General features: G+C 59.5%; 20 protein-coding genes. 9 read left to right on the plus strand and 11 right to left on the minus strand.

The window, feature by feature from the left end:
• Positions 1-59: 59 nt before the first annotated feature.
• Both EL257_RS18835 and EL257_RS18840 read right to left on the minus strand, forming a co-directional pair.
• Complete coding sequence (locus tag EL257_RS18835) at positions 60-1,289, minus strand: winged helix-turn-helix domain-containing protein (RefSeq protein ID WP_126365167.1); 1,230 nt, start codon at positions 1,287-1,289, stop codon at positions 60-62.
• 64 nt (positions 1,290-1,353) lie between these two features.
• On the minus strand, positions 1,354-1,575 hold the full coding sequence (locus EL257_RS18840; RefSeq protein ID WP_126365169.1) for a DUF1127 domain-containing protein: 222 nt from the start codon (positions 1,573-1,575) through the stop codon (positions 1,354-1,356).
• A 97-nt stretch (positions 1,576-1,672) separates the two neighbouring features.
• On the opposite strand from EL257_RS18840, the gene EL257_RS18845 reads away from it, so the two are divergent.
• Complete coding sequence (locus EL257_RS18845; protein WP_172604561.1) at positions 1,673-2,527, plus strand: LysR substrate-binding domain-containing protein; 855 nt, start codon at positions 1,673-1,675, stop codon at positions 2,525-2,527.
• On the opposite strand, the gene EL257_RS18850 is transcribed toward EL257_RS18845, so the two are convergent.
• Complete coding sequence (locus EL257_RS18850) at positions 2,517-3,263, minus strand: sulfite exporter TauE/SafE family protein (protein WP_419866584.1); 747 nt, start codon at positions 3,261-3,263, stop codon at positions 2,517-2,519. The genes EL257_RS18845 and EL257_RS18850 overlap by 11 nt on opposite strands.
• 111 nt (positions 3,264-3,374) lie before the next feature.
• Between EL257_RS18850 and EL257_RS18855 the strand changes: the two genes are divergently transcribed.
• The 4 genes from EL257_RS18855 to EL257_RS18870 all read left to right on the plus strand — a co-directional run bounded on the left by EL257_RS18855 (position 3,375) and on the right by EL257_RS18870 (position 6,666).
• A complete protein-coding gene (locus tag EL257_RS18855) occupies positions 3,375-4,331 on the plus strand; it encodes a LysR substrate-binding domain-containing protein (protein WP_126365173.1) in 957 nt (318 codons plus the stop codon).
• Positions 4,332-4,405: 74 nt separating this feature from the next.
• Positions 4,406-4,861 (plus strand): MarR family winged helix-turn-helix transcriptional regulator, encoded by a 456-nt coding sequence (locus EL257_RS18860; RefSeq protein ID WP_126365175.1) that lies wholly within the window; start codon positions 4,406-4,408, stop codon positions 4,859-4,861.
• A gap of 338 nt (positions 4,862-5,199) precedes the next feature.
• Complete coding sequence (locus EL257_RS18865) at positions 5,200-5,619, plus strand: organic hydroperoxide resistance protein (protein WP_007940002.1); 420 nt, start codon at positions 5,200-5,202, stop codon at positions 5,617-5,619.
• Positions 5,620-5,655: 36 nt separating this feature from the next.
• The gene (locus EL257_RS18870; protein ID WP_126365177.1) at positions 5,656-6,666 is read left to right on the plus strand and encodes an alpha/beta hydrolase; all 1,011 of its coding nucleotides are present in this window, start codon (positions 5,656-5,658) and stop codon (positions 6,664-6,666) included.
• Positions 6,667-6,759: 93 nt separating this feature from the next.
• Here the strand turns inward: EL257_RS18870 and EL257_RS18875 are convergent, their stop codons facing one another.
• Positions 6,760-7,329, minus strand: a complete 570-nt coding sequence (locus EL257_RS18875; protein WP_123466546.1) for an elongation factor P — start codon at positions 7,327-7,329, stop codon at positions 6,760-6,762.
• A 48-nt stretch (positions 7,330-7,377) separates the two neighbouring features.
• The gene (gene earP / locus EL257_RS18880) at positions 7,378-8,520 is read right to left on the minus strand and encodes an elongation factor P maturation arginine rhamnosyltransferase EarP (protein WP_126365179.1); all 1,143 of its coding nucleotides are present in this window, start codon (positions 8,518-8,520) and stop codon (positions 7,378-7,380) included.
• 124 nt (positions 8,521-8,644) lie between these two features.
• Here earP and EL257_RS18885 point away from each other — a divergent pair, with 124 nt between their 5' ends.
• Both EL257_RS18885 and EL257_RS18890 read left to right on the plus strand, forming a co-directional pair.
• Positions 8,645-9,064, plus strand: a complete 420-nt coding sequence (locus tag EL257_RS18885) for a hypothetical protein (RefSeq protein WP_126365181.1) — start codon at positions 8,645-8,647, stop codon at positions 9,062-9,064.
• 2 nt (positions 9,065-9,066) lie between these two features.
• Positions 9,067-9,549, plus strand: coding sequence for a GreA/GreB family elongation factor (locus tag EL257_RS18890; protein WP_126365183.1), 483 nt, complete (start codon positions 9,067-9,069; stop codon positions 9,547-9,549).
• Positions 9,550-9,558: 9 nt separating this feature from the next.
• Here EL257_RS18890 and cysB read toward each other — a convergent pair whose 3' ends face one another.
• From cysB to EL257_RS18915, 5 genes are all read right to left on the minus strand, one after another.
• Positions 9,559-10,533: an HTH-type transcriptional regulator CysB gene (gene cysB / locus EL257_RS18895; RefSeq protein WP_007908591.1), complete on the minus strand. Its 975-nt coding sequence runs from the start codon at positions 10,531-10,533 to the stop codon at positions 9,559-9,561.
• Positions 10,534-10,646: 113 nt separating this feature from the next.
• Positions 10,647-11,150 carry a universal stress protein gene (locus tag EL257_RS18900; protein WP_126365185.1) on the minus strand — a complete coding sequence of 168 codons (504 nt, stop codon included), beginning with the start codon at positions 11,148-11,150 and terminating at the stop codon, positions 10,647-10,649.
• Between the two features lie 95 nt (positions 11,151-11,245).
• The gene (locus tag EL257_RS18905) at positions 11,246-12,151 is read right to left on the minus strand and encodes a 5'-nucleotidase (RefSeq protein ID WP_126365188.1); all 906 of its coding nucleotides are present in this window, start codon (positions 12,149-12,151) and stop codon (positions 11,246-11,248) included.
• Between the two features lie 23 nt (positions 12,152-12,174).
• On the minus strand, positions 12,175-13,131 hold the full coding sequence (locus EL257_RS18910; RefSeq protein ID WP_126365190.1) for a putative 2-dehydropantoate 2-reductase: 957 nt from the start codon (positions 13,129-13,131) through the stop codon (positions 12,175-12,177).
• Entirely contained in the window at positions 13,128-13,514 is a 387-nt protein-coding gene (locus tag EL257_RS18915) for a thioredoxin family protein (RefSeq protein ID WP_126365192.1), read from the minus strand. Before EL257_RS18915 ends, EL257_RS18910 begins: the two co-directional genes overlap by 4 nt.
• Here EL257_RS18915 and EL257_RS18920 point away from each other — a divergent pair.
• Positions 13,513-13,956 carry a PilZ domain-containing protein gene (locus tag EL257_RS18920; protein ID WP_126365194.1) on the plus strand — a complete coding sequence of 148 codons (444 nt, stop codon included), beginning with the start codon at positions 13,513-13,515 and terminating at the stop codon, positions 13,954-13,956. The genes EL257_RS18915 and EL257_RS18920 overlap by 2 nt on opposite strands.
• Positions 13,957-14,099: 143 nt before the next feature.
• Positions 14,100-15,176, plus strand: coding sequence for a 3-deoxy-7-phosphoheptulonate synthase (locus EL257_RS18925; protein WP_126365196.1), 1,077 nt, complete (start codon positions 14,100-14,102; stop codon positions 15,174-15,176).
• A 61-nt stretch (positions 15,177-15,237) separates the two neighbouring features.
• On the opposite strand, the gene EL257_RS18930 is transcribed toward EL257_RS18925, so the two are convergent.
• Entirely contained in the window at positions 15,238-15,519 is a 282-nt protein-coding gene (locus EL257_RS18930; RefSeq protein ID WP_003226804.1) for a GNAT family N-acetyltransferase, read from the minus strand.
• Between the last annotated feature and the right edge of the window lie 254 nt (positions 15,520-15,773).

A 15,773-nucleotide genomic window follows, 5' to 3' on the forward strand; every position in this document is an offset into this window, starting at 1 on the left:
GATCTTTTGATTTTGATCTTGAAAAACAAAAATCAAAAGATCGCAGCCTTCGGCAGCTCCTACAGGGGGGTGTCGATTTTGGCGAATGCCACCCGCAACCGCGCGGCACTTTCGCGCTGACAGTTGAGCTGCACCCGCTCAAGCCCCAACCACTGCGCCATCCGCCGCAAATTCAGCGCCAGCGCCAGCATGCCCTCCTCGTCCAGCCCTGGCTCTTCCTCGTGCACCGCATGCACCGCCAACTGCCCCGTCGCGCGCTCGGCACGCAAATCGATCCGCGCGGCAACCCGCTCATTGTGTAAAAACGGCAACACGTAATAGCCATAAACGCGCTTGTGCTGCGGCGTGTAGATTTCCAGGCGATAGCGGAAATCGAACAACCGCTCGGTGCGGCTGCGTTCCCAGATCAGCGAATCGAATGGCGACAGCAGCGCACTGGCGATCACCTTGCGCGGCACTTTCGGCTCGGGCAGGCAATAGGCGATTTGCCGCCAACCGGCGACCGCGCACGTCTGCAGTTGCCCCGTCTCGACCAGTTCCGCAAGCCGCGGTCGCGCATCCGTCGGACTCAGGCGGAAATAGTCGCGCAGATCCTTCTCCGTGCCGACGCCCAAGGCCTGCGCTGCATGCAGCAATAGACCACGCTGCGCTGCGGATTCCTCGGGCATCGACTGTTGCAGGATCGCCGCAGGAATCACCCGCTCCGGCAAATCGTACAAACGTTCAAAACCACGGCGACTCGCCACGGTCACTTCACCGGCAGCGAATAACCATTCCAGCGCGAGCTTTTCGGCGCTCCAGTCCCACCATGGCCCGGCCTTGTCTGCGCGGGTCGACAAACTGCCCGCGCCCAATGCGCCCTGCTGCTCCACTGCAGCCAGCACGCGGCGAACGGTTTCCTGCTGCTCGCGACCGAATTTGGCCAATTGCTGATAGATGTCCTCGCCACGTCTGGCACGCTGCATGCGCCAGTGCATCAGCGGATACATCGCCAGCGGCAACAGCGACGCTTCGTGCCCCCAATATTCAAACAGAGTGCGACGACGCCCCGAACTCCAGGCAGCCTGGTCGAGCAAGTCGGAAGAATAAGAACCGAGACGGGAAAACAGCGGCAGATAGTGCGAGCGCACCACGGCATTGACGGAGTCGATTTGCACCACGCCCAGCCGTTCGATCAGGCGGTTGACATGCGCGGCGTTGACGAGCGGCGGCTGGCGCCCATTGTATCCTTGGGCCGCCAGCGCCAGACGTCGCGCCTGTTTGACGGAAAGAGACACTGTCGCGGGCATTTATTCCTCCATGTCTGCTCGCAACCTACCTCACCTGAAAGGGGTTTGTGTAGCGATGGCCTCATCATTTATGCATCGGATCGTCCCAGAACGGCCGGACGGTTTCGTGTTCGACGTCGGCGCGACTGATGCCGATGTCCTTCAACGCTTCATCGCTCAAACCGGCGAGCATTTCCCGTTCACGATGCAGTTCGTACCAACGGCTGAATTTGTGCAGCAGATCGGAAACGATATGCCCGTGTCCCGACAGCTGTGCCTCGCTTGCGTACTCTCTTTGACCTTTCATCGTCTTGCCTCCTTTTGTGGATGGCTCAAGTGTCGCGCCGGCGCTAAGATCAATCCAACGAATGTTTCTGATGGCATGCATCACGGAGATTCATCAATTGTCCGCTTATCCCAGTATTGATACCGATGTCCTGCGCACCTTCGTCGCAATTGCCGATCAGGGCGGTTTCACTCGTGCGGGTGAGATGGTCAATCGCACGCAGTCGGCGGTGAGCATGCAGATGAAACGTCTGGAAGAAGACGTGCTGCAGCGCCAGTTGTTCGAGCGCGACGGTCGCCAGGTGCGGCTGACGGCCGAAGGCCAAGTGCTGCTCGGTTATGCGCGACGGATCCTCAAATTGCACAGTGAAGTGTTCAACACCTTGCGTGAGCCGCACATGGTCGGCACCGTTCGGATCGGCACGCCGGATGATTACGTGATGCGGTTTCTGCCGGGAATTCTTTCGCGGTTCGCGCAGTTCTATCCGTTGATCCAGATCGAAGTGCATTGCGAGTCGAGTAAACAATTGCTGCAACGCACCGACCTCGACTTGTCGATCGTCACCCGCGAGCCGGGAAATGAAATCGGCCAGCTGCTGCGCAAGGAGCGTTTTGTCTGGGCCGAGGCGCAAAACTTCAGCGCCCATGAACAAACGCCGCTGCCGCTGGCGATGTTCAACAGTGATTGCTTCTGCCGTTTATGGGCGTGTAACGCGCTGGACGCGATGGGCCGTGACTACCGGATCGCTTACAACAGTAGCAGTTTGTCGGCGCTGATGGCCGTGGTCAGCGCGGGTCTGGCGATCACCGCGCAACTGGAGAGTCTGATCACCCCGGACATGCGCATTCTCGGTGCTGCCGAAGATCTGCCGGTGTTGCCTGAAGCCAGCATCATGCTGATCCGCAACCTGAACAATCCTTCGCCGATCACCGAGTGCCTGGCCGAACACATCGTTGAAGGCTTTAAACTTTAAACGCGAGCATCACCGCACAGAGCACGAGAAAACCGCAGAACAGCCCGCGCAGTTGCTTTTCCGGCATGGCGTGGGCGATTTTCACGCCCCAACTGATGCTGGCCAGGCCGCCAATGGCTAACGGCAAGCCAATCATCCAGTTCACTTCGTGGTGCACCGCGTAGGTCACCAGCGTCACGCCGGTACTCGGCAACGCCAGCGCCAAAGACAAACCCTGCGCGACCACCTGCGTGGTGCCGAACAGGCTGGTCAACACCGGCGTTGCGACGACCGCGCCGCCCACTCCGAACAAGCCGCCCATGGCCCCAGACGCCGCGCCGAGCACACCGAGCCAAGGCCATGAATGGCGCATTTCGGCAGTTGGCGCGGGTCGGCGCCCGAACATTTTCACCAGGTTGTAGGCCGACAGCGCCACCAGAAAAGCGACGAAGCCGATGCGCATGGTTTGCGCATCGATGCCCACCGCCCAGATCGAGCCGAGCCAGGCGAAGCAGAATCCCATCACGGCCAACGGCAATGCATGGCGCAATTCGATGCGATTGCGTTGGTGATAGCGCCACAGGGCGAGCATTACGTTCGGTACCACCATCACCAACGCCGTGCCTTGAGCGATCTGCTGATCAAGCCCGAACCACACGCCCAACAAAGGAATGGCGATCAAGCCACCGCCAATGCCAAAGATTCCGCCCAAAGTCCCGAGGGCAGCGCCGAACAGCAGGTACAACAGAAAATCCATCACGACAGTCATCCTCTTGGGTCATGCCAGTCATGCTACGCAGTCACGCCTAGCGGGGAAACGCATAGCAACGCACAATGGCTATGCCGATCTTGCACAAGCGTGTTTCTCATGAAGCCAAATCAACTGACCGATCAGCTCGGATTGTTCCTCGACGTACTAGAGAGTGGCAGTTTTTCCGCCGCCTCGCGTCGCCATCCGCTGACGCCTTCCGCCGTGGCCCGGCGTATCGACAGCCTGGAAAGTGCGGTGGGCAGCCAGCTGTTCGTGCGCAGCACCCATGCCGTGCTGCCGACGTCGGCCGGTCTGGCGTTTGCCGAACGGGCGCGCCGGATCATCGCCGAGCTGCAACTGGCGCGCGCCGAGGCCGTATCCCTGAGCAGCGCGCCGGAAGGCCTGATTCGCATCGACGCACCGGCGGCGTTCGGGCGTCGGCATCTGGCGCCGGTGATCGCTGATTTCCTGCTTCTGTATCCGGGACTCGACGTGCAGATCCACCTGATCGACAGCTTCATCGACATGGCCGGGGCCAACCTGGGCAAAGTCGATCTGGTGCTGCGGGCGGGGCAACTGGCTGATTCGCGGCGGGTCGCCACGCCGCTGGCAAGCATCGTCCGCGTGGCCTGCGCCAGTCCCGATTATCTCAAGCGTCGCGGCGTGCCCGACCATCCTGCGCAGTTGGCCAACCATGATGGCCTGGATTGGGAAGGCCTCGCCCCGCCCTTCGCGTGGAAATTCGAGGTGGACGGGCAGATGCAATTGCACCGACCGTCCCGGGTACGCCTGAGCGCAAACAATGCGGAGGCACTGGCGTGTGGCGCGGCGGCGGGTCTGGGCGTCGCACACCTGCCGACCTGGTTGGCCAGCGAATACCTGTTGCGTGGCGATCTGCTGCCGCTGTTTTGCCAAAACGGCCTGCCGCCGCCGGAGCCGGCGGGCATCTATGCACTGCGCATGGAACAGCAGATTCATTCGCGTGGCCGGTTGTTGCTGGAATATCTGAAGTCGCGCTTCAGACCCGTGCCGCCATGGGATCTGGCGCTGCAGCGGCAATTCGCTCAACACTAACGCAGGGCATATTTATCTGGCGCATTAAAGGTTCGAGCGCTAGATTCTGAACGATCAACGATCAAGGCTTTGACATGACTTCCGAACGCGACAACTGCGACGACCTGCTGCTCGACAATCAGGCGTGCTTCGCCCTTCACTCGACCTCACTGATGATGACCAAGGTCTACAAGCCACTGTTGCAGGCGCTGGGCCTGACCTATCCGCAGTATCTGGCGATGATGGTGTTGTGGGAGAAGGACGGTTTGACCGTAGGAGAAATCAGCGCACGCCTGCTGACAGATCCGGGATCGCTGACGCCGTTGCTCAAGCGTCTGGAAGGCGAAGGTCTGCTCAGCCGCACCCGCAGTCGCGAAGATGAGCGAGTGGTGATCGTCGAACTGACCGAAGCAGGCCGGGCCTTGCGCGATAAAGCGCAAACCGTGCCGCAGTGCATTCTCGGCGCCAGCGGCTTCACCCTTGAGCGCTTGCAGAAGCTGCAAGCCGAGCTGCAGGCGTTGCGGGGGCATCTGCAAGACAGCCTGACCTGATCCCATTTCCGAGCACAACACTGTCCCTGTGGGAGCGGGCTTGCCCGCGATGGCGACCTGTCAGCCGACATCATTGTGACTGACACACCGTCTTCGCGGGCAAGCCCGCTCCCACATTGATTTCAGCGCCAACAAAAATATTTTTCACGCCTGTATTTCCTCGCCAAGCCGTCTAAATCAAGCCTTGCGTCCCCCTTCCATGCTTAGCCATTGAGCAAAACGCGCTTTTTGTTAAAAATTTATCTTGCGCACTAAACATTAGCGCTATACATTCTCTTCACACCTAATTAGCGCGCAAACAATTAGCGCACAACACCACAACCAATGAGGCTCACATCATGCAAACTCTCTACACCGCAATCGCAACTTCCACTGGCGGCCGTGACGGTCGCGCGATCTCCAGCGACAACGTGCTCGACGTCAAACTGGCCACGCCAAAAGAGCTTGGCGGTGCTGGCGGTGCGGCAACCAACCCTGAACAACTGTTCGCTGCCGGTTACTCGGCCTGCTTTATCGGCGCACTGAAATTCGTCGCCAGCCAGACCAAACGCAAGATTCCCGACGACGCTTCGATCACCGCCCACGTCGGTATCGGGCAGATCCCTGGCGGTTTCGGTCTGGACATCGACTTGCACATCAGTCTGCCAGGCCTGGAACAAGCCGACGCGCAATCGCTGGTCGACGCTGCGCACCAGGTCTGCCCGTACTCCAACGCCACCCGTGGCAACGTCGATGTCCGTCTGCACGTGACTGTGTAACCACCGAAGCCCCCGGCCCGAACATGGAAATTGAACATGAACACTTTCAGCAAAGTCTTGACCGGTACCCTTCTCGCCCTGTCGGTGCACAGCGCTTTTGCCGGTGATGTCGAACACAACACCCAGTCATTCCTCGATGCGCTGAATGCCGGCAGCGGCAAGCCGATCGAGCAGCTTTCGCCCAAGGATGCCCGCGCCGTGCTGGTTGGCGCGCAGTCCGGGGTCAAGTTGACGTTGCCCGAAGCCGATGTCAGCGAGAAGACCGTCCAGGTCGATGGCCAACCGTTGAGCCTGACCATCGTCCGGCCGGCCGCGGTCAAAGGTGAGCTGCCGGTGTTCATGTTCTTCCACGGTGGCGGCTGGGTGCTGGGGGATTTCCCGACTCACGAACGTCTGGTGCGGGATCTGGTGGTCGGCTCGGGGGCGGCGGCGGTGTTCGTCAATTACACCCCTTCGCCGGAAGCGCATTACCCGGTGGCAATCAACCAGGCCTATGCCGCGACCAAATGGGTGGCGGAACATGGCAAAGAGATCAACGTCGATGGCAAGCGTCTGGCGGTGGCCGGCAACAGCGTCGGTGGCAACATGGCGGCAGTTGTGGCGCTGATGGCCAAAGTCAAGGGCACCCCGGCGATCAAATTCCAGGTGCTGCTGTGGCCGGTGACCGACGCCAACTTCGACACCGGTTCCTACAACCAGTACGCCGAAGGGCACTTCCTCACTCGCAACATGATGAAGTGGTTCTGGGACAACTACACCACCGACGCCAAGCAGCGTAACGAGATCTACGCTTCACCGCTGCGCGCCACTATTGCGCAGCTCAAAGGTTTGCCGCCAGCGCTGGTGCAGACTGCCGGTGCCGATGTATTGCGGGATGAAGGCGAGGCTTATGCACGCAAACTCGACGAGGCTGGTGTGCCGGTGACGGCAGTGCGTTACAACGGCATGATCCACGATTACGGTTTGCTCAACGTGGTCAGCCAAGTGCCGGCGGTGCGTTCGGCGATGTTGCAGGCTGCGCAGGAGCTCAAGGAACACCTGAAGTAAACTCCTACAACGGATTCGTGTTGATGCAAATCCCGCAGGCATAAAAAAACCCGACTCAATGGTCGGGTTTTTTCTTTCCGCAGAAAGCAGTGCTTATTTCGCACGGCCTTTGTAGGAACCGCCTTCGCGGGTATCGATCTCGATCATGTCGCCGATTTCGATGAAGTCAGCAACCGACAGCTCGGTACCGTTCTTCAGTTTGGCAGGCTTCATCACCTTGCCGGAAGTGTCACCGCGAGCGGAACCTTCGGTGTAGTCAACCTGACGCACGATAGTGGTCGGCAGCTCTACGGAAACCAGACGCTCTTCGAAGAACACTGCTTCGCAAACGTCGGTCATGCCTTCTTCCACGAACGGCAGAACGGCTTCGATGTCTTCAGCGTTCAGCTCGTACATGGTGTAGTCGGTGGTGTCCATGAACGTGTAGGAGTCACCGCTGATGAAAGACAGGGTGGCTTCTTTGCGATCCAGGATCACGTCGTCCAGTTTGTCGTCCGCACCGTAAACGGTTTCGGTCTTGTAACCGGTCAGCAGGTTCTTCAGCTTGGTCTTCATGATCGCGCTGTTACGGCCCGATTTGGTGAATTCAGCTTTCTGAACCAGCCAAGGATCGTTGTCGATACGGATCACGGTACCGGGTTTGAGTTCTTTACCAGTTTTCATTGCGAATATCCGAATTTGGATGGGATTTACAAAAATCTAGGCCGCGTATCATATCCAATTTAGGTAAAACTGTACCAGCGCTGCGGCAAGATCCGCCTGCAAGCCTTGTTCCAGACACCACGCTTCGGCGTTTTCCTGCAATTGCGGCCAGTGTTCACGGGCCGTGAGCCAGTGTTCGCCGATGGGTTGCCCCGCACACCACGCGCGCCAGAGACCGTTCATCGCCTCGGCCGCGGCCGGCGACAAGCCCTTGGTGTAGAGCGCCAGGAAAGCGTCGAGCTTGTCCAAGTGAATGTCTTCGTCCTGCTGATAGATGTGCCAGAGCATCGGCCGCCCGGCCCATTGCGCGCGAACGAACGAATCCTCGCCGCGCACCGCGTTGAAATCGCAGCACCAGAGCAAATGATCGTATTGATCCTGTCGGACGAACGGCAGCACTTGCACGGTCAGCGACTCGCGCACATGAATCGCGCCGACGGTCAGGGTTTCCACTTCGAGCCAGCGCGCGACATCGCCGAGAATCCGTCCTTCCGGCACCAGCAGGTGGGTCGATTGCCGATCGCTGGCCAGCACGTCGAGCCAACCGGCCAACCCGGGGTTTTCATAGGCGAACAGCGAGATCAGTTGCGCGTCGGGCGCAGGATCGATGCCCAGCGCTTGCAGGAATTGTCGCTGCGCCCGGCGATCCTGCTGAAATTGCCGACGCTGCTCGAGCAATCCTCGTTCACGCAGCAGTCCGCCGGTCCCCGGCTGAAACCCCGGAAAGAAAAAATACTTCTGCACCGATTTGAATTTGACCGACGGCAAACCGTGGCAGCCCACCACCCAGTCTTCGGCGCTGAGATAGTCGAGGTTCATCCACAATGGCGGCTGCTCCCGCGCTGCCATGGCTTCCATGTAATCGCCCGGCAATTGACAGGCGAATGCAGCAATCACGACGTCTGCCGCCTCGGCGTGCGACCACTCGGCAGGCCAATGACGCACGTCTACGCCCTGCTGCGATTGCTGCGCGGCATCGATGTCGATCTGCGGGCAGATGCGTTCGAAAGCGCGCAGGTCATCAACCCACAAGCGCACGTCGAGCCCATGTTCAGCCACCAATTGCCGGGCCAGACGCCAGGTCACGCCAATGTCGCCATAGTTGTCGACGACCGTGCAAAAAATATCCCAGCGGGTTTTCAGTACCGGCATGCAAATCTCCCGTTGGCAAAAGCGCCGATTGTCCGCATAAATCACCTCGCGCAGAAGAGCCGACGGCGATTAATCTTCGTGCGACAATCGCCACTCGCCCGACACCATCCGCCAGGAGGCAGCCATGCCCTATCGCCCAAATCCGCGTCGCCCCTTGCCTGTTCAGCTTAGTGTGCTGCAGTTGACCGGCAGCATTGCCTTGGGCATGTGGCTGGGTTTCCTTGCCATCGCGCTGACCTGCTGGCTGCTGTCACGCTTGCTGTTCACGGAAGAGCTGGCGCCCGTCGCCCAAGCGGTGCAGCAACTGGCCAATCCGCCGGCACCAGCAGCGGCACCGGTAGTGCGGCCGGATATCCCTCCGCAAAGTCCTTTGTTCGATCAGTACGAAGAAAACCTGCGCAAGCGCGAGCAACAGGTGCGCCTCGATCAGGCCCGCAGCAATAATCGTAATCAGTCGAACCCTAAATGCCAGTTCTGGTTGCAGCAGGATCAGACGGCTCCCAGCGAAAAGAGTCGCGCCAACGTTTTGCAATTTTGCGATTGATCATGAACAAGCACAGTGTCCACCAACTGATTCTGGAAAAATTGCGCTTCGACCTCGACATCGCCGAACGCGCCGCGCAAACCGCCTACGAAACCGCGACCCACGAAGAAAATATCGCCGAAAACAAATACGACACGCTCGGGCTCGAGGCGTCTTATCTGGCGGCGGGTCAGGCGAAACGGGTCGAGGAAATCCGCCAGTCACTGGCGCTGTGCCAGAACCTGACGTTGCGCGCCTATGATGAACAGCGTCGCATTGAAGTCGGCGCCCTGCTCGGTCTGGAAGACGAAAAGGGTCGCGAGCAATGGCTGTTTCTGGCGCCGGATGCGGCGGGCCTGAAAGTTGATGTGGTCGGCCAGCCGATTACCGTCATCACCCCGCGCTCACCGCTGGGCAAAAGCCTGCTGGGCAAGTTCGAGGGCGATGAGGTGGAGATTCTGGTGGCCGGCACCCGGCAACAGTTCGCTGTTACCGAGGTGCTCTGAAACGAAGGATCAGTGAACCGGCAATTCGACGCCGTCGAAGAGCTCTTCCAGTTCCTGCTTGTTGTGACACTGAATGGCTTTGGCCATGACTTCGCGAGTCAGATGCGGGGCGAACTTCTCGATGAAGTCGCACATGAAACCGCGCAGAAAGGTACCGCGACGGAAGCCGATCTTGGTGATGCTCGACTCGAACAGCTCGCTGGCATCCAGCACCACCAAATCGTTGTCGAGTTTGGTATCGACCGCCATTTTAGCGACGATGCCTACGCCCAGACCAAGGCGCACGTAGGTTTTGATCACGTCGGCGTCGGCGGCGGTAAACACCACTTTCGGCGTCAGGCCACGATGGCTGAACGCTTCATCGAGCTTGGAACGACCGGTGAAACCGAATACGTACGTCACGATCGGGTATTCGGCCAGGGCTTCCAGGGTCAGCTTCGGCAGCTTGGTCAGCGGGTGGCCCTGAGGCACGACCACGCAACGGTTCCAGCGGTAGCACGGCATCATCACCAGATCGCCGAACAGCTCCAGCGCTTCGGTGGCAATGGCGAAATCGACGGTACCGTCCGCGGCCATTTCGGCGATCTGCATCGGCGAACCCTGGTGCATGTGCAGCGCCACGTCAGGATATTGCTTGATGAAATTGCTGATCACCGGCGGCAACGCGTAACGCGCCTGGGTATGCGTAGTGGCGATCGACAGCGTGCCCTTCTTCTCGTTGGAAAATTCCTGGGCGATCTGCTTGATGCTTTCCACCTTGCGCAAAATCTCGCCAGCGGTGGTGATGATGCGCTCGCCGGCCGGGGTGACGCGGGTCAGGTGCTTGCCGCTGCGGGCGAACACTTCGACGCCGAGTTCGTCTTCCAGCAGGCGGATTTGTTTACTGATGCCCGGTTGCGAGGTGTAAAGGCTTTGGGCTGTAGCGGAAACGTTGAGGTCGTGGTGCGCCACTTCCCAGATGTAGCGCAATTGTTGAAGCTTCATATGTATCCCTCAAAGCAGATAGACGCCACGGGCATCAGCGACGGTATATAACTATATTAATGGTTTGAAGAATAAATCTAGAACTTTTTTATCAAAGTGCCATTATTCCCGCATCAGCGATCTTCACGCCGCCGACGCTCCACCAGTGGCACCAGATAAACCGGCACCTTGGCCAATTGCAGGACCCGAGCCGCCGTGCGCCCTAACGGCGTTTCCGCCCCCACCCCGTGGCTGTGGCTTCCTACGATCAGCAAATCGACCGAGAGTTTCTGTACCTGGTCGAGAATCACCTGCGACGGATCGCCCTGCACCACGCGCACGGCACGGATGCGTTGCAGATCCTGCTCGCCCTCTTCCCCCAATTCTTCGCGGAAACTGTCGAGCACTCGCTGCTCGATGCTGGCGATGACTGTTTTCAGACCCTGGCTATGGAATTCGTTCAATGACTGCTCATCGAGATAGCTCTGCAACACCGATTCGGCGAACAGCCCCATCGGTTCAACCGCGTGCACCACATACAAATCGGCATTGAACGTCCGCGCTAACGCCAGGGCGTGCTGCATCACCAACGGCGCGTACAGACCGAGGTCGGTGGCATACAGCATCGAGCGAATCATATGACCTCCTCGCGACCAACATGGCGGAGATTGATTCAGCTTAGCAGTGCCTTGGCGAGTACGACGTGCGGCGTAACGTCTTGAACCACAGCGTTTTAAATCGACGGTTCGTTGCTGATGCCATGAGGCACGTGGCCGGTGGCGACGACTTCGCGCGCCAGTTCGCAATGGCCGGCCTGATCGTCGAAGAACACGTCGGCAGCGAATGCTTCGAGGAACGCCGATTTGGTCAGCCCACCAAGAAACAGCGATTCGTCGAGACGGATATCCCACTCGCGCAAGGTGCGGATCACCCGCTCGTGCGCCGGCGCCGAGCGCGCAGTCACCAGCGCCGTGCGAATCGGGCAATCGTCGTCGGGAAACTCGCGCTGCAACAGATTGAGCGCCGCCAGAAACCCCTTGAACGGTCCGCCCCGCAATGGTTCGCGGGCCGCTTCGCGCTCCTTGGCCTGAAACGCTTCCAGTCCGCCCGACTGATAAACCCGCTCCGACTCGTCGGAAAAAATTACCGCGTCACCGTCGAAGGCGATGCGCAATTCGTCGCTGGCCGCGCGACTGGCACCGCCGGACAAAATTGTCGCGGCGGCGAACCCGGCGTCCAGTGCGGCGCGCACGTCCTCGGCATGGGTGGAAAGAAACAAGTCGCAACCGAAGGCTTTCAGATACGGATACGGACTGCGCCCGCCGACAAACGCCGCGCGGGAAATCGCCAGACCGTAATGGTGAATCGAGTTGAATACGCGCAACCCGGTGTCGGCGCTGTTGCGCGAAACGAGGATGACTTCGACCCGCGCACGACCGAGGCGACTATTGAGATTCAGCAGTTTTTCCACCAGCGGGAACGCATCGCCGGGCGCAAGGATTTCGTCCTCGTGATCGATCTGATACTGCCGGTAGGCTTCGACGCCGCTGGACAGGTAGACCTTGTGGCTCTCGCTCAGATCGAACAGCGCACGCGATGAAATCGCCAGCACCAGTTTGTCATCAATGTTATTGGCCATGCTTTCCCCCGGAGCGGACCGACTCACGCGTTGCGTCGGTCAATGAATCGCAAAGTGCGGTACAGCGCATCGATACGCGGCAAATCACAGCCCGCCGCTTTTGCCGCTGCCAGTGGCCGAGCGTAAATGGCCTCGAGCTCCAGCGGTCGTTTATGCACAAAATCGTGGTGCATGCTCGGCCAATAGTCGGGCATTTTCTCGGTCATCGTGAACAGGTAGTCAGCGTAGCCCGGCGGTATTTCGTGGCCGCATGCCGTGGCACCTTGCACGACTTCGGCCATCAGCGCCTGAATCAGCCCACGGCTGTCGGCATCGGCCATCAGCGGCGAGGTGCCGGCACCGAGCAGCACCGAAAGGCCGTTATAAGGAATATTCCACACCAGTTTCTGCCCGCGCGCCTGCTGCAGATCGGGGATGGCCCGGGATTCTACGCCGGCCGCGCCGAACAGGCCGGCACCTTCCTCGACAATCGCCATCCGCGCCTGCTGATCCGCCGCCGCGCCGCTGTGATAACCGACACTGACCATACCGAGCGCCTGATGGGTGATCAGCCCCGGGCCATCGCGATGCACGCAGATCAGGCACAGACCACCGAGCAGGTGCAGTGAATCGGGCAGCAAAGGGCGCAGGCTGTCCTCGACATCCAGACCGTTTTGCAGCAACAGGACTTTCGCGTCAGGTTTTGCCGCTTGCAGGATCGCCGGTGCCAGATCGACGTTGCTGGTAGTTTTCGCGCCTATCAGCAGCCAGTCGCACTTGGGCATGTCCTCGGCCGCAGAATAGGCCTGAGCCGGATGCAGCGTCAGCGGGCCGTGCACCGCACTGTTAATGTGTAATCCTCGCTCGGCCACTGCCGAAAACTCGCTGCGCAATAAAAAGTGCACATCGAACCCGGCGCGCGCCAGCATTACCCCGTAGAAACCACCGATTGCACCGGTACCGATAATCCCGATCACCGGTTTGTTGACTGCCGCCATCATGGCAACTCCTCTGCGATTCGATTCAGCGCCTGCGCCAATCCCTCGTTGAGTGCTTCGGCGGTCAGGCGCGCGTGCAATGCGCCAAAGAACTCACCGTCGCGCACGACAAACAGCGCCGGCAAATGGAAAACCTGATAACGCTCCACCAATCCGCCGTTGTCCCCGGCATCGATCCAGCACAGCCGATCAACCGCCAGACCGAGTGTCGGCAATACTTCGCGGGCATAGCGGCAACTGGCGCAGCCGACGCTGGTGAAAATCACCAGTGAAACGCCGCTCATCGCCAGTAGCCGCTGGTCGGCGTCGAAATCGGTCAGTTCGGATTCGACCACTATACTGGAGGAAACAATGTCAAATGGCTGACACAGGGAGTCTGTGCTCATGGGACGTTTCATACCTCATCCGGACGAAGTACCGGTTGAATTGACCTTGCTCAAGCCTGAATGCATTTCCAGACACCGGCTGCACACTATCAGCCTCGGCGGCATCGCTTGCAATTACCACCGTGCCTGGCGCCATGGCACCGCGTTGCAAGTCCGTCTGCCCACAGTCAACGCCGATATCTGTTATCCAGGCTACGTCGCATGGTGTTTGCGGCGCAAAAAAGGCTATCTGGTGGGCATCGCGTTCACCGATGAGCAGACGCTGTTCAGTGCGCGAATGGGTGAACAGGTGTGTCAAATCGAGCGTTACTGCCGCATGAACGACGCCCACGATGATCTGCAGGATATTCAGGCCCTGGCCCTGCAATGGGTCGAGCAACATGCCGATGAGTTTTCCCATGACAGCGTGTGCAAGGCTTTCGCCCAATCGCTGGCGGACTAGCGCTGTGTTCCAAACACCTATTTGCCCATTGTCGAGCAGGCGCTTTACGCGCTAAGGTTCCGCTCCCCGACGCGCTTAAATCTGCTGTGCTCCGCCGCGCGGGGATCGCTGGCGGCCGGCACCCGTGACCTGACGAGTAAACGATGGCTGATTTACCGATCAACGACCTAAACGTCGCCTCTAACGAGACCCTGATCACTCCCGATCAGCTCAAGCGTGATATCCCTCTGAGCGACGCTGCCCTGCGCACCGTTACCAAGGGCCGCGAAGTCATTCGCAACATTCTTGATGGCACCGACCACCGTCTGTTCGTAGTGATCGGCCCGTGCTCGATCCACGACATCAAGGCTGCCCACGAATACGCCGATCGCCTGAAGGTGCTGGCGGAGGAAGTCTCCGACACGCTGTATCTGGTCATGCGTGTGTATTTCGAGAAGCCGCGCACCACCGTCGGCTGGAAAGGCCTGATCAACGATCCGTATCTGGACGACTCGTTCAAGATCCAGGACGGTCTGCACATCGGTCGTCAGTTGCTGCTGGATCTGGCCGAAAAAGGTCTGCCAACCGCGACGGAAGCCCTCGACCCGATCTCCCCTCAGTATCTGCAGGACCTGATCAGCTGGTCGGCCATTGGCGCGCGGACCACCGAATCGCAGACTCACCGTGAAATGGCTTCCGGCCTGTCTTCGGCCGTCGGCTTCAAGAACGGCACCGACGGCGGCCTGACCGTGGCGATCAATGCCCTGCAGTCGGTTTCCAGCCCGCACCGTTTCCTCGGTATCAACCAGGAAGGTGGCGTGTCCATCGTCACCACCAAAGGCAACGCCTACGGTCACGTGGTTTTGCGCGGCGGCAATGGCAAACCGAACTACGATTCGGTCAGCGTCGCCCTGTGCGAACAAGCGCTGAACAAGGCGAAGATCAAGCCGAACATCATGGTCGATTGCAGCCACGCCAACTCCAACAAGGATCCGGCCCTGCAACCACTGGTGATGGAAAACGTCGCCAACCAGATCCTCGAGGGCAACCAGTCGATCATCGGCCTGATGGTCGAAAGCCACCTGAACTGGGGCTGCCAGGCGATTCCGAAAGACCTCGCCGATCTGCAATACGGCGTATCGATCACCGATGCCTGCATCGACTGGTCTGCGACCGAGACCACCCTGCGCAGCATGCACGCCAAGCTCAAGGATGTGTTGCCCAAGCGTGAGCGCACCTGACAGCGTTTCGCAGGCATAAAAAAACGCCGGGCATTGCCCGGCGTTTTTGTGTGTACGCGGTTCAGATCTTCGCGGCGCGGCGCTGGTGGCGCTCCATGTAGCGCTCGACGTAAGAGCACGACGGGATCACCGTGTAGCCCATTTCCTCGGCGTATTGCAGTGCGCTTTCGGTCAGCGCAGCAGCGATGCCACGACCACGCAGGGCGTTGGGCACGAACGTGCGATAGATATCCAGGGTCTGTTTCCCCAGATCCATATAGGTCAGATACGCACGATGACCGTCCACATTGGTCTCGAACTGATGACCAGCCTGGTCATGGTGGATGGACAACGCCTCGCTCATCACTACTCCTCGCGGGTCTTGAATTCTGACCCCTACCTTACCGATGTTTTTCCGGCGAAGGAACAGCTACGCCACCCCGTGCCTGATGGACACCGAGAAGAGCCACACCGATCTCGCGCAACCGAGCACTTGATAAATAGTAGGCGCCATTGGCAAAAATGCTCAAGGTACGCTCGTCATCAAGCCGATTGGCGGCGGTTGCTTCGATGGATACAGAGGTGACCTGGGAAACAATCTTCCCGGGGCGCTCACCT

Origin of the sequence: Pseudomonas fluorescens, from assembly GCF_900636825.1 — a bacterium.
GTDB lineage: Bacteria > Pseudomonadota > Gammaproteobacteria > Pseudomonadales > Pseudomonadaceae > Aquipseudomonas > Aquipseudomonas fluorescens_BG.

Bases quoted from the DNA above. Each gene is read 5' to 3' on its own strand.
- EL257_RS18865 (WP_007940002.1), top strand. From the start codon at position 5,200: ATGCAAACTCTCTACACCGCAATCGCAACTTCCACTGGCGGCCGTGAC.
- EL257_RS18875 (WP_123466546.1), bottom strand. From the start codon at position 7,329: ATGAAAACTGGTAAAGAACTCAAACCCGGTACCGTGATCCGTATCGAC.
- EL257_RS18860 (WP_126365175.1), top strand. From the start codon at position 4,406: ATGACTTCCGAACGCGACAACTGCGACGACCTGCTGCTCGACAATCAG.
- EL257_RS18870 (WP_126365177.1), top strand. From the start codon at position 5,656: ATGAACACTTTCAGCAAAGTCTTGACCGGTACCCTTCTCGCCCTGTCG.
- EL257_RS18900 (WP_126365185.1), bottom strand. From the start codon at position 11,150: ATGATTCGCTCGATGCTGTATGCCACCGACCTCGGTCTGTACGCGCCG.
- EL257_RS18840 (WP_126365169.1), bottom strand. From the start codon at position 1,575: ATGAAAGGTCAAAGAGAGTACGCAAGCGAGGCACAGCTGTCGGGACAC.
- EL257_RS18910 (WP_126365190.1), bottom strand. From the start codon at position 13,131: ATGATGGCGGCAGTCAACAAACCGGTGATCGGGATTATCGGTACCGGT.
- EL257_RS18850 (WP_419866584.1), bottom strand. From the start codon at position 3,263: ATGGATTTTCTGTTGTACCTGCTGTTCGGCGCTGCCCTCGGGACTTTG.
- EL257_RS18885 (WP_126365181.1), top strand. From the start codon at position 8,645: ATGCCCTATCGCCCAAATCCGCGTCGCCCCTTGCCTGTTCAGCTTAGT.
- earP (WP_126365179.1), bottom strand. From the start codon at position 8,520: ATGCCGGTACTGAAAACCCGCTGGGATATTTTTTGCACGGTCGTCGAC.
- EL257_RS18855 (WP_126365173.1), top strand. From the start codon at position 3,375: ATGAAGCCAAATCAACTGACCGATCAGCTCGGATTGTTCCTCGACGTA.
- EL257_RS18905 (WP_126365188.1), bottom strand. From the start codon at position 12,151: ATGGCCAATAACATTGATGACAAACTGGTGCTGGCGATTTCATCGCGT.
- EL257_RS18925 (WP_126365196.1), top strand. From the start codon at position 14,100: ATGGCTGATTTACCGATCAACGACCTAAACGTCGCCTCTAACGAGACC.
- EL257_RS18890 (WP_126365183.1), top strand. From the start codon at position 9,067: ATGAACAAGCACAGTGTCCACCAACTGATTCTGGAAAAATTGCGCTTC.
- EL257_RS18835 (WP_126365167.1), bottom strand. From the start codon at position 1,289: ATGCCCGCGACAGTGTCTCTTTCCGTCAAACAGGCGCGACGTCTGGCG.
- EL257_RS18915 (WP_126365192.1), bottom strand. From the start codon at position 13,514: ATGAGCACAGACTCCCTGTGTCAGCCATTTGACATTGTTTCCTCCAGT.
- EL257_RS18930 (WP_003226804.1), bottom strand. From the start codon at position 15,519: ATGAGCGAGGCGTTGTCCATCCACCATGACCAGGCTGGTCATCAGTTC.
- cysB (WP_007908591.1), bottom strand. From the start codon at position 10,533: ATGAAGCTTCAACAATTGCGCTACATCTGGGAAGTGGCGCACCACGAC.
- EL257_RS18920 (WP_126365194.1), top strand. From the start codon at position 13,513: ATGGGACGTTTCATACCTCATCCGGACGAAGTACCGGTTGAATTGACC.